Genomic DNA, 10,835 nt, shown 5'->3' with positions numbered 1-10,835 from the left:
AAAAAAAAAGACAAAAAATAAATTTCTTAGGAGTTTGCAGGTATTTCCAACGAAGGGGCATATTTAAAAAATAAAACTTTTTCAACCTTAACACGCATACTAAAAACCACTCCATGAAAGAAGTGACTTTTATTCTATTTTTGTTATGTTATTTAAATAAAGGTTGCAATGCATTTATGCCTTTGCTATTCGCTTTAATAGAAGTCTCGGCAGAAATCTTCCCACTAATATGATTTACATCCAAACTTAAAGGGATTTCTAGCTTAGAATTACTTTGCATATTGAGTATTAGGTTCTTTATTTGGACTCCACCCAATACAACCTTTGAATCAGTCTCTCCTTCAATATTTAATGAGTCAAAGATTTGAGTAGTCGACACTGGCTTTCGTAAAATTCTGTAACTATCATCTTGGTTATGTAAATATACATAACTATTCGATGAGTTCATACCTCCCGAAGTACTTCCAATATTCAGGACCGCGTTGTTTTGCAACTTTACATTAACCATTTTCGTCAATTTTGAATTGACGGAATCAATATATACTGTGGCATTCTGAATCAAAACATTTTCCATATTTGGTACAAATAGATTTAGATCAATGAAGTTGAAAACATTAGACTTATCTTCATTTTTTCGATTATACTGTATGAATATAGTATCATTTATTTTTTTGATAGATAGAAAATTATTTTTGTCATGAAAATTATTATATTCATATTTTCTGCTAATAGAAGATTGTATATGACAACTTAAAGCCTCTGGTGATTTACTCAATCCATCAATTTTTATAACCTTATAATCCCCTAACTGTCCTGTAATCGTCAGGTAATTACTCTCCATTGCAAACTCACCTCTTTTTACTTTAGTCTTCAATGCCGATAGAAAGAACAAGGGTACAGTGAGCATAAAAATTAGAAAGCCAATGAGCAATTTGTTGCTTGTTTTCATATTTAGAATAATTTTTGATTTTTAGCATATAATTCTTTAAACTTCTCGAATTCAGTTTTTAAGTCATCTAACTCAACGTCCAATAGATACATGGTTCTAAAAATGCCGGGCAATTCTTTCTCGGCAAATTCTTGCTTTCTATAAGAGATTGTATTATTTAATCCTTCTGGAGAAATAAAATACCCAATTCCACGTTTATCATAGATAATACTTTGTTGCTTCAAAAAATCGTAAGCGCGCGCAACTGTATTCGGGTTTACTTCCATTTTTACCGCCATCTCTCTTACACTTGGAATTTTGTCTTCTATAGTCCATTGCTTAAGTAATAGTTTTTCACACACATAATCAACTATTTGTAAATAAATGGCCTGCGGGCTATTATCAAATTGCATCTGAATTCAGTTTTACGGGGTTAAATTTCCTTTTCTTTTAATTTATACCAGCTGATCAGCCATAAAAAGGGTCCTCCAATTATTTTCAAAATAAAAACGATTGTATTGGCAAACGGATTGTCAATCTTGTAAATTTCTTGATAGGTTGATTTATAGATGTCAAGCGTATTTATCTCAAAACTGGAATTTGGCGAAAAATAATCGGAGAGTTTTTGCATGTAAAAAAGCCCAGCGAATAATAGCAAGACGGCAATTATAGTTGTGATAATAAATGAATATTTCTTAAAATAGACAGCTCCCAATATAAATAAACCCTGTACAACAAAGAAAGCGTAAGAAAGGGAAGTGACGATTTTTCTCAGTTCAGAACTCCGATTCTTCCAATCGAGTTCAAGAGAAGAACTACTATATTTTGGATTTAGTCTTACAATATGATCGATGTAAGAAAAGCTGCAATAGGAAACCAAAATGCAACACAAAGTGTATACAATAGTAAATACAATTACGTTGTAGAATAATATGCAAATTAGCTTCTCCGCCTGATTTGCAGGAATGGTAGACCAATAGATACTTTCTGCTTTTGAATGGAGCATTTTGAGGGAATTATTGGCAAAAATGGCACCGATTAAAAGAAGTCCGAATGAATAGACACTAATCAAATAATCTTTTCTATAATTCAGGCCACTATTAGATATCCATACTAAAGCTGCAAAAATTAATAAGCCTAAAAGAGCCAATGTTCCATAGACATAAAACTTTTTGTACTCGGACCATTGTCTACAAATAAGCAGCCATACACGTTTGAGGCTAAAATGATTGTTCATAGATTCTATTTTTAAATTGCTTTTAATTAAATATTTTCCTTAAGGAATCCCCATTTGTAACAACTGTCTTGTACAACATCTCTAAATCTACCTTGCTGGTTTCCTCTTTCATATTAAAAGTAACGATTGCGTTACCGGTTAGGGATTCTTCGGCATATAACGCATTAAGCAAATCGCTTTTATCATGAGAAAATTTGAAAACCAATTTGTTCATTATTTCGTCTATCGACTGATTAAACAATATTTTGCCTTCATCAATGATGGTAATTTGATCAATTAGTGACTCTAAATCTTTGACCTGATGCGTGCTGATAACTATACATTTATTTTCATCGACAACCCCAGCCAATATTTTTCTAAATTGCCTTTTACTCAAGATGTCCAACCCATTGGTTGGCTCATCCATCAACACAACAGAAGTGTTACAGGCAAGGGAAAAGCTTATCAATACTTTTTTCTTTTGTCCATAACTCAACTGCTGCAACTTATTATTTATAGGTATTTGAAATTCTCTTATGTAAGCATCAAATTGGTCTTGATTATACTTAGGATAAAAAACTGAATGATTTTTTATAAAGTTTTGGATAGAAATGTCAGGCAAATAAAACTCTTCGGGAATAAGAGATATCCCTTGCAAAAATGCAGGTGTTCTTTCACCTGGAACGTAATCCATCACTTTAATGCAGCCTCTTTTTGGGAACAACAAACCACAAATATTATAAAACAACGTGGATTTCCCGGTGCCATTTTTTCCCAATAAGCCATAAATTTTCCCTGCCTGAAAATTTAGATTTAACCCATCGAACACCATTGTATTCTTGTAAGTGAAGTGCAGATTTTCAATATTTATCATTTCTATTGATTTAGTGTACTATTTATCTAATACAGTACAAATATAATAGAATATATTTTCTTATACCTAATATTTTTTTTGAAACGGGAAAATTTACAAAGGCAATAAATCAAGTTTCATACCTTCGACCTTTCAAAAAATATACTATGTCAAAAACTATTTTAATAACCGGTGCCACTTCAGGTTTTGGGAAAGCAATTGCAGAAAAATTCGCTTCTGAAGGCTGGAATTGCATTATTACAGGCAGAAGAAAAGAAAGATTAGAAACCCTTGCTAAGTCTTTAGCAGAGAAAAATAAAGTAAAAATCTTACCCCTTGTTTTTGATGTAAGAAACAAAACAGCCGTATTTGAACAATTAACAAATCTTCCAACCGAGTGGCAATATATTGATGTGCTCGTTAATAATGCTGGTTTGGCCTTGGGTAGAGATAATTTTGATCAAGCAAATTTGGATGATTGGGAAACGATGATTGATACGAATATTAAAGGGTTACTCTATGTATCCAAAGCCATCGTTCCTTATTTTACGAAAAATAAAAAAGGACATATTATCAATATTGGTTCTACAGCTGCAAAAGATGTGTATCCAATGGGCAATGTCTATTGCGCGACCAAACACGCAGTTGATTCTATATCCCAATCCCAAAGAATAGAATTATTACCACATCATATAAAAGTAACCGCTATTCATCCGGGTGCTGCAGAAACCGAATTTTCTGAAGTACGCTTTAAAGGAGATAAGGTAAAAAGCACAGCAGTATACACAGGCTACGATGCCCTACAGGCAAATGATATAGCCGATGTAACCTATTATTGTGCAACGCTTCCCCCTCATGTTTGTATTAATGATTTGGTTATTACATGTACCGCTCAAGCGAATTCTTTTTTTACACATAAAAATTAAAGCCTAGTCCAAGCTAGCATCATTAAAAGTATCGCCTTGCGCTAAATCACCCGTCGTATATCCTTTTTTAAACCAATATACACGTTGCGCTGAGGTCCCGTGGGTAAAAGATTCAGGTACGACATAACCTTGTGCCTGTTTTTGCAAATTATCGTCTCCTACTGCATTGGCGGCTGCGAGTGCAGACTCTATATCACCCGGATCCAAAGCGATTATTTTTTCCTCTTCAGCATAATGTGCCCAAAAGCCCGCATAGAAATCCGCTTGCAATTCTAATTTCACAGAAAGCTTGTTGTAATCTGCTTCGCTCAATCTTTGGCGAGCAGCATCCAATTTGTCTGTTACACCTAGCAGATTTTGTATATGATGCCCCATTTCATGGGCAACAACATAAGCCATTGCCAATTGTCCAGGAGCCTTAAATCGCTGGGCCAATTCATTGAAAAAAGATAAATCGATATAAACTTTTCTATCTGCCGGACAATAAAAGGGCCCTGACGCGGCGGATGCACCACCACAAGCCGTTTGTGTAGAACCTTCAAATAAGGATAAAACCGGCCGGCTGTATTTTTTGTGTAATTGTTGATCAAAGACCCCTTCCCATACGCTATTGGCACTGTTATATACTCTGACAGTAAAAGTAGAATCATTATTGCTATTCATATTCGTCACAGTACCTGTCGTCTGTGTCTGCTGTTGGCCAGGCATTACATTATTCACGAAACCCAGCATTTCCATAGGATTTTTGCCAAGTATGAGCGAAATAACAACAACCACAATGGCTCCAAGCCCGCCAATTTTACCTACTGTTTTTCCTCGACCACCTTTTTGTACTTCGACACCATCTGTGCTGTCATCAGGATTTAACCACTTCATAGGAATGCTTATTAAATTAAAATATAACTGCAATATAATATATGTTTTTCATATCAAAAAAGGACTGGACAATAAATGTCCAATCCTTTTTCTTTTAATCTTTAAAATTCTTAGATAGAATTTTATACGGTTTTCTCTTCCAAGTTCGGTAAAACTAATTCACCATTTTCACCCTTAAGAAAAACAATATTCTCTTGCGCAGCATTCACAATCGCATAAGATGAGCTCGTATCTTTTTTGGGTTTATCCGTTGTGTCTTTCTTAGTCGTATCCGTCTTTTCTGGAATAGTGTCCACCGCAGAAAATTGTGTAGAAGAATTCATTACTACAAAGCTTGCCATCGTATCCTTCGTAGGAGGAGTAGTAGTCGTATCTTTTTTAGTAGTGTCCTTCTGAGGAATGGTGTCCTTCTGCGGAATAGTGTCTTGAGCGTAAGTTGCGACGCCCATAATCATTGCTAGTACAACTAGCGAAAGGTGTTTTGTTTTCATAATTTAATACATTAATAGGTTAGAAATAAAATCCGTTAGGGGTAAAACAGACATTGTGCCAAACAGAATAATAAAATCCCAAACCAATGTTAATACCTTCTATTATAGCGTAATAGCTTGTTTCAGTTCTCTTATGTTTAACAAAATGAAAAATTATCAAATAATTCGGACATTTTTATCCTATTTAAAAATCATGCGCTATCTTTGCTCTCGAATTAAACAGAATATGTTTTCAAAATCTTGTGAATACGGCATAAAAGCAACCCTGCATATTGCGCATCAATCGCAACGAGGCGAGTGTGTAAGTTTGAAGGAGATTGCAAAAGCGATTAATTCACCGGAAGCGTTTACCGCTAAAATATTACAGCAGCTCACGCATAGTAAAATCATTATTTCAATAAGAGGGGCAGCAGGCGGTTTTAAAATAAAAGAAACTGCATTGGAAAAAATAAAACTGTCTCATATTGTAAATGCTATTGATGGTGACGAAATATACAAAGGTTGTGGGTTGGGCCTAGATGTCTGCAATGAAGCAAAACCCTGTCCGGTGCATTACAAATTTAAAGCAGTAAGGGAAGGCCTGAAAACAATGTTAGAAACGACCAGTATTAAAGAATTATCAACTGGCTTGAACGAAGGTCTTACTTTTTTAAAACGATAATTTAAGTTTAAATCAAGTCACTTCTTTCAAAGCAAAACATTTAAAAGTATTCATTATGAATACCTCATATACAGAAGAAAATCAAGCACACTGGCTTTTAGCCAAATTGGGCAAAACAGTTCTCCGTCCCGGAGGAAAGGAGTTAACATTAAAATTGGTACATTCACTTGGGATCTCCACCGGGGAAAACGTTCTGGAATTTGCACCCGGCATGGGAGCTACCGCGGCTTTGCTGTTGAAGCAACACCCTAAATCTTATACCGCAGTCGAGGCTAACGAAAATGCAGCAAAGAATTTGCAAAAGAAATTCATAGGCAAAAACGTCCATGTCATAATAGGAAATGCCGCACAGAGCTGTCAAGAAAATGAAAGTAAAGATAAGGTTCTGGGCGAAGCGATGCTCACGATGCAGGCGGATCATCGAAAGAGCGAAATTATTCGCGAAGCCTACAGAATATTAAGAAAAGGTGGCTTATATGGCATTCACGAATTATGCCTTCAACCCGAAGGCTTAGACGAAAATACCAAGGCTGACATACAAAAGAACCTTGCATTGGCCATGCACGTAAATGCAAGACCATTGACGGCCGCGGAGTGGACGGCTTTATTTGAGAAAGAAGGCTTTAAAGTAAAGGAGGTATTATTTAGCCCTATGCATCTGCTTGAGTTTAAGCGGCTAATAGCAGATGAAGGTGTTTTTAGATCTCTTAAAATATGGTTCAATATTTTAATATATCGAAATGCAAGAAAGCGCGTATTGGAAATGCGTCACTTGTTTAGAAAATATCAACCACACATTAACGCAATATCTATTATCGCTGAAAAAATATAGAATTAATGAAATGTTATTCAAACTGCTCTAAACAAAGAAAGATACCAGTTCAAAAGCATAAATGAATTTCTATTCGTAACTTCGCACATCCAAAAGGAAAGTGTATGATTACCGTTTCAAATGCAGCGAAAGAATATATAGAAGGCTTGATGAGCAAACAACCCACTGAAAAAGGGAGGTACGTGCGCGTAGGAGTACGTGGCGGTGGGTGTTCAGGTTTAGAATACCAATTGGAATTCGATTCAGAAAAGAAAAAAGATGATGAAGTTTTCACTGATAAGGATATCACAATTTTGGTAGATAAGAAAAGTTTATTATATCTATTCGGAACAGAATTAGATTATTCAAGCGGATTAAATGGCAAAGGCCTATTTTTTAATAACCCAAATGCCACAAGAACTTGTAGCTGCGGGGAGAGCTTCGCAGTATAGGTTTATGACTTTTAAATTTTTATTTTAAATTTTTGACTTTAGATAATGGCTACGAAAGAGACAGATGAAGATATATTAGACCGGATTTCCACCCAGGAATACGAATTTGGTTTTACCACCAATATCGAGATGGATGTGATTTCAGCAGGACTAAATGAAGATGTGGTTCGTTTTATTTCTAAAAAGAAAAACGAGCCCCAATGGCTATTGGATTGGCGCTTAAAGGGTTATCAGGCATTTAATAAACAAAGCATGCCTGATTGGCAAAACTTTCCGATGCCCGATATTGATTTTCAAGCAATATCCTATTATGCCGCTCCAAAAAACAAAAAGAAATTAAGCAGTTTAGATGAAGTAGATCCCGAACTTTTGGAGACATTTGCCAAGTTAGGGATTCCCTTAAATGAACAAAAAGTTTTAGCTGGCGTTGAAGACACCAACAAGCCAAGAGTGGCTGTAGATGCAGTATTTGACAGTGTTTCCGTTGCCACGACTTTCAAAGAAGAGCTGGGTAAACTGGGCGTGATATTTTGTTCCATCAGCGAAGCCATACAAAAACATCCGGAATTGGTGAAAAAGTACTTGGGCTCAGTAGTCCCATATTCCGACAACAAATTTGCATCTTTAAACACAGCCGTCTTTTCCGACGGATCATTTGTATATGTACCCAAGGGTGTTCGTTGTCCAATGGAGCTTTCCACTTATTTTAGAATAAATACAGAAAATACCGGACAGTTTGAACGGACCTTAATCATTGCCGATGAAGGCGCTTATGTAAGTTACCTGGAGGGTTGTACAGCACCTAAGCGTGACGAAAATCAATTGCACGCTGCTATAGTAGAAATAATTGCAATGGAAAATGCAGAAGTGAAATATTCCACTGTACAGAACTGGTTTCCGGGCGATAAGGATGGTAAAGGGGGTATTTACAACTTTGTAACGAAACGGGGTGCCTGCAGAGGAGCCAATTCCAAAATATCCTGGACGCAAGTAGAGACCGGGTCGTCTATCACCTGGAAATATCCAAGTGTGATTTTGCAAGGCGATAATTCCGTAGGAGAGTTTTATTCAGTGGCCGTTACTAAAAACTATCAAATTGCAGATACTGGCACAAAGATTTTTCATTTAGGGAAAAATACAAAAAGCCGCATCATATCGAAAGGTATTTCTGCAGGGCACGGCCAAAATAGTTACCGCGGTTTAGTCCAAGTAGGTCATAAAGCCGATAACGCCAGAAACTTTACTCAGTGCGATTCTTTGTTGATTGGTGATTTGTGTGGTGCACATACATTTCCTTATATCGAATCCAAAAATAATACGGCAACCATAGAGCACGAAGCGACAACTTCCAAAATCGGGGAAGATCAGATATTTTATCTAAACCAAAGAGGAATTGATACAGAACAGGCGGTGGCCTTAATTGTAAACGGCTATGCACGTGAAGTGTTAAATCAATTACCAATGGAGTTTGCCGTAGAAGCACAGAAATTACTAAGTCTTACATTAGAAGGAAGTGTTGGATAAAGCGAAATAATGCAAAAAGCATTAAACTTAAATTACAAATCATAGATTACAAATAGTAGCATGTTAAGCATAAAAAATTTATACGCTCAAGTAGAAAATAAGGAAATATTAAAAGGTATCAATCTCGAAGTGAATGCTGGAGAGGTTCACGCGATAATGGGTCCCAACGGATCCGGAAAAAGTTCATTGGCTTCCGTATTAGCCGGTCGTGAAAATTACGAAGTAACTGAAGGTTCCGCCACTTTAGATGGAAAAGATTTATTCGATCTTTCTCCCGAAGATCGCGCACGCGAAGGTTTATTCTTGGCTTTTCAATACCCGGTTGAAATTCCCGGCGTTTCTAATATCAACTTCTTAAAAACAGCATTAAACGAAATACGCTCCTACCGGGGCTTAGAGCCATTAGATGCAAAATCTTTCTTAAAACTTACAAAAGAAAGACAACAATTGGTGGAGTTTGACGCGAAACTGGTCAACCGTTCATTAAACGAAGGATTTTCCGGCGGTGAAAAAAAGCGTAACGAAATATTGCAATTAGCTATGCTCGAGCCAAAACTTTCAATCTTGGATGAGACCGATTCTGGGTTGGACATCGACGCTCTGCGTATCGTAGCAAATGGTGTAAATAAATTACGTTCCTCAAAAAATGCATTTGTCTTAATTACACACTATCAAAGACTTCTAGAATACATCGTTCCAGATTTTGTACACGTATTATATAATGGGCGAATTGTAAAATCTGGTGGAAAAGATCTCGCTTTGGAGTTGGAAGAGAAGGGATACGACTGGATTAAAGAAGAAAATAAAGTAATTGGCTAATTGACAAATTACTTAATTGGAGAATGCCTTCATTGCGAGGCAAGAAATAATCTCATTTTGAATTTTTACTTTTAAATTTTGAATTAAATAAATGTCTAATCAAATAGCAGAAAATTCTTTATACGATACTTTGGTTAATGAATTTGAGCAGACTTATCATGAATTTGAAAAAACAGAACAAACTTCTCTCCTGAAAAAAAGGAAAGAAGCATTTGGATTGTTTTCTGAGAATAAATTCCCCACAACTAAAAATGAGGAATGGCGTTTTACCAATCTTTCTCCATTTGTGAATGAAGCTTATAACCTTTGTTCTACAGAAAAGGTTGATAAGGAAACTATTCAAAAAGCGATTGATAAAACGAAGATAAAAAACTTAGAGGCATATCGATTAGTGCTGGTAAATGGCATTATCAACTTTGACTTTTCAGAAATTCCCAGCTCCGATAAAATCATTATTCAGCCGGTAAACGAGATTAAAAATCAAAAATATTTTGAAAAAGATATCAATAGAACTGTCGATATCAATAAGTTTCCGTTTGCAGCTTTGAATACTTCATTTTTTAAAGACGGGTTTTATTTTGAAATAAAAAAGAATTTCCGCTTAGACAAACCCATTCAAATTGTGCACATTTACGCGGAAAACGAAAATGTATTCTTACAACCACGCAATATTATAAAGGTTGCGCAGGGTGCTTCATGCGAAATCATTGAAACATCAACTTGTGTCAGCAAAAAAATATTTTTCATTAATAGTTTTACTGAGATATTTGTGGAAGAAAATGCACAATTCAAACACGCTCATTTTCAACGTGGTAACACTAGTGAAAGATGGATTGTACACACACAAGTAGAACAGGAGCAAAATAGCCGTTACGACAATTACACACTTACATTACCAAAAGCCGATTTAGTACGCAATAATTTGAATGTGGTTTTGGATGGCACAAATACCGAAACACATCTGTACGGTTTGTATTTGGTGGGTGACAAGCATGTGGTGGATAATCACTCGGTAGTAGATCATCGTTTTCCGAATTGTCAAAGTAATCAGTTGTATAAGGGGGTAATATTAGATGGCGGTAAGGGTGTGTTCAACGGCAAAATATATGTACACCGCGCCGCACAGAAGACAAATGCATTCCAACAAAACAATAATCTATTGTTTAGCCCAAATGCTACCATCAATTCCAAACCACAGTTGGAAATCTTTGCCGACGACGTAAAATGCAGCCATGGCACTACGGTTGGCCAGTTCAACGAAGAATCGCTATTTTACCT

At 36.0% G+C, this 10,835-nt stretch carries 13 protein-coding genes; 7 read left to right on the top strand and 6 right to left on the bottom strand.

All coding sequences use genetic code 11. The features are described from left to right. Positions 1-148: 148 nt before the first annotated feature. Genes ACQR30_RS11795 through ACQR30_RS11780 form a run of 4 tightly spaced genes read right to left on the bottom strand, consistent with a single transcriptional unit; the run spans position 149 to position 3,018 of the window. Positions 149-949 carry a hypothetical protein gene (locus ACQR30_RS11795; protein ID WP_429735316.1) on the bottom strand — a complete coding sequence of 267 codons (801 nt, stop codon included), beginning with the start codon at positions 947-949 and terminating at the stop codon, positions 149-151. A 2-nt stretch (positions 950-951) separates the two neighbouring features. Further along, positions 952-1,341: a GntR family transcriptional regulator gene (locus ACQR30_RS11790; protein WP_429735314.1), complete on the bottom strand. Its 390-nt coding sequence runs from the start codon at positions 1,339-1,341 to the stop codon at positions 952-954. A gap of 20 nt (positions 1,342-1,361) precedes the next feature. Then, positions 1,362-2,165, bottom strand: a complete 804-nt coding sequence (locus ACQR30_RS11785; RefSeq protein WP_429735312.1) for a hypothetical protein — start codon at positions 2,163-2,165, stop codon at positions 1,362-1,364. Positions 2,166-2,187: 22 nt separating this feature from the next. After that, positions 2,188-3,018, bottom strand: coding sequence for an ATP-binding cassette domain-containing protein (locus tag ACQR30_RS11780; protein ID WP_429735310.1), 831 nt, complete (start codon positions 3,016-3,018; stop codon positions 2,188-2,190). 146 nt (positions 3,019-3,164) lie between these two features. Here ACQR30_RS11780 and ACQR30_RS11775 point away from each other — a divergent pair, with 146 nt between their 5' ends. Beyond that, positions 3,165-3,923, top strand: coding sequence for an SDR family NAD(P)-dependent oxidoreductase (locus tag ACQR30_RS11775; protein WP_429735308.1), 759 nt, complete (start codon positions 3,165-3,167; stop codon positions 3,921-3,923). Positions 3,924-3,926: 3 nt separating this feature from the next. Here the strand turns inward: ACQR30_RS11775 and ypfJ are convergent, their stop codons facing one another. Continuing rightward, a complete protein-coding gene (gene ypfJ / locus ACQR30_RS11770; protein ID WP_429735306.1) occupies positions 3,927-4,799 on the bottom strand; it encodes a KPN_02809 family neutral zinc metallopeptidase in 873 nt (290 codons plus the stop codon). Between the two features lie 122 nt (positions 4,800-4,921). Beyond that, positions 4,922-5,290, bottom strand: a complete 369-nt coding sequence (locus ACQR30_RS11765) for a hypothetical protein (RefSeq protein WP_429735304.1) — start codon at positions 5,288-5,290, stop codon at positions 4,922-4,924. Between the two features lie 226 nt (positions 5,291-5,516). On the opposite strand from ACQR30_RS11765, the gene ACQR30_RS11760 reads away from it, so the two are divergent. The 6 genes from ACQR30_RS11760 to sufD all read left to right on the top strand — a co-directional run. Continuing rightward, positions 5,517-5,951 (top strand): RrF2 family transcriptional regulator, encoded by a 435-nt coding sequence (locus tag ACQR30_RS11760; RefSeq protein WP_429735302.1) that lies wholly within the window; start codon positions 5,517-5,519, stop codon positions 5,949-5,951. A 55-nt stretch (positions 5,952-6,006) separates the two neighbouring features. Beyond that, positions 6,007-6,783 carry a class I SAM-dependent methyltransferase gene (locus ACQR30_RS11755; protein ID WP_429735300.1) on the top strand — a complete coding sequence of 259 codons (777 nt, stop codon included), beginning with the start codon at positions 6,007-6,009 and terminating at the stop codon, positions 6,781-6,783. Between the two features lie 104 nt (positions 6,784-6,887). Beyond that, positions 6,888-7,214, top strand: a complete 327-nt coding sequence (locus ACQR30_RS11750) for a HesB/IscA family protein (protein ID WP_429735298.1) — start codon at positions 6,888-6,890, stop codon at positions 7,212-7,214. A gap of 45 nt (positions 7,215-7,259) precedes the next feature. Beyond that, on the top strand, positions 7,260-8,738 hold the full coding sequence (gene sufB / locus ACQR30_RS11745; protein ID WP_429735296.1) for a Fe-S cluster assembly protein SufB: 1,479 nt from the start codon (positions 7,260-7,262) through the stop codon (positions 8,736-8,738). A 60-nt stretch (positions 8,739-8,798) separates the two neighbouring features. Beyond that, positions 8,799-9,557 carry a Fe-S cluster assembly ATPase SufC gene (gene sufC, locus ACQR30_RS11740; protein ID WP_429735294.1) on the top strand — a complete coding sequence of 253 codons (759 nt, stop codon included), beginning with the start codon at positions 8,799-8,801 and terminating at the stop codon, positions 9,555-9,557. A gap of 91 nt (positions 9,558-9,648) precedes the next feature. Continuing rightward, the coding region (sufD, locus tag ACQR30_RS11735) for a Fe-S cluster assembly protein SufD (protein WP_429735292.1) at positions 9,649-10,835 on the top strand (1,187 nt) is incomplete at its 3' end.

The organism is Arachidicoccus sp. (assembly GCF_050436765.1).
Classification (GTDB): domain Bacteria; phylum Bacteroidota; class Bacteroidia; order Chitinophagales; family Chitinophagaceae; genus Arachidicoccus.
Note: the sequence above shows the minus strand (reverse complement) of the source record. Positions and strands in the feature narration are given on the sequence as shown.

What these genes read in the sequence shown, in the direction of transcription:
- ypfJ (WP_429735306.1), bottom strand. Translation starts at nt 4,799, where the DNA reads ATGAAGTGGTTAAATCCTGATGACAGCACAGATGGTGTCGAAGTACAA.
- ACQR30_RS11765 (WP_429735304.1), bottom strand. Translation starts at nt 5,290, where the DNA reads ATGAAAACAAAACACCTTTCGCTAGTTGTACTAGCAATGATTATGGGC.
- ACQR30_RS11755 (WP_429735300.1), top strand. Translation starts at nt 6,007, where the DNA reads ATGAATACCTCATATACAGAAGAAAATCAAGCACACTGGCTTTTAGCC.
- ACQR30_RS11780 (WP_429735310.1), bottom strand. Translation starts at nt 3,018, where the DNA reads ATGATAAATATTGAAAATCTGCACTTCACTTACAAGAATACAATGGTG.
- sufC (WP_429735294.1), top strand. Translation starts at nt 8,799, where the DNA reads ATGTTAAGCATAAAAAATTTATACGCTCAAGTAGAAAATAAGGAAATA.
- ACQR30_RS11795 (WP_429735316.1), bottom strand. Translation starts at nt 949, where the DNA reads ATGAAAACAAGCAACAAATTGCTCATTGGCTTTCTAATTTTTATGCTC.
- ACQR30_RS11785 (WP_429735312.1), bottom strand. Translation starts at nt 2,165, where the DNA reads ATGAACAATCATTTTAGCCTCAAACGTGTATGGCTGCTTATTTGTAGA.
- ACQR30_RS11790 (WP_429735314.1), bottom strand. Translation starts at nt 1,341, where the DNA reads ATGCAATTTGATAATAGCCCGCAGGCCATTTATTTACAAATAGTTGAT.
- ACQR30_RS11760 (WP_429735302.1), top strand. Translation starts at nt 5,517, where the DNA reads ATGTTTTCAAAATCTTGTGAATACGGCATAAAAGCAACCCTGCATATT.
- sufB (WP_429735296.1), top strand. Translation starts at nt 7,260, where the DNA reads ATGGCTACGAAAGAGACAGATGAAGATATATTAGACCGGATTTCCACC.
- ACQR30_RS11775 (WP_429735308.1), top strand. Translation starts at nt 3,165, where the DNA reads ATGTCAAAAACTATTTTAATAACCGGTGCCACTTCAGGTTTTGGGAAA.
- ACQR30_RS11750 (WP_429735298.1), top strand. Translation starts at nt 6,888, where the DNA reads ATGATTACCGTTTCAAATGCAGCGAAAGAATATATAGAAGGCTTGATG.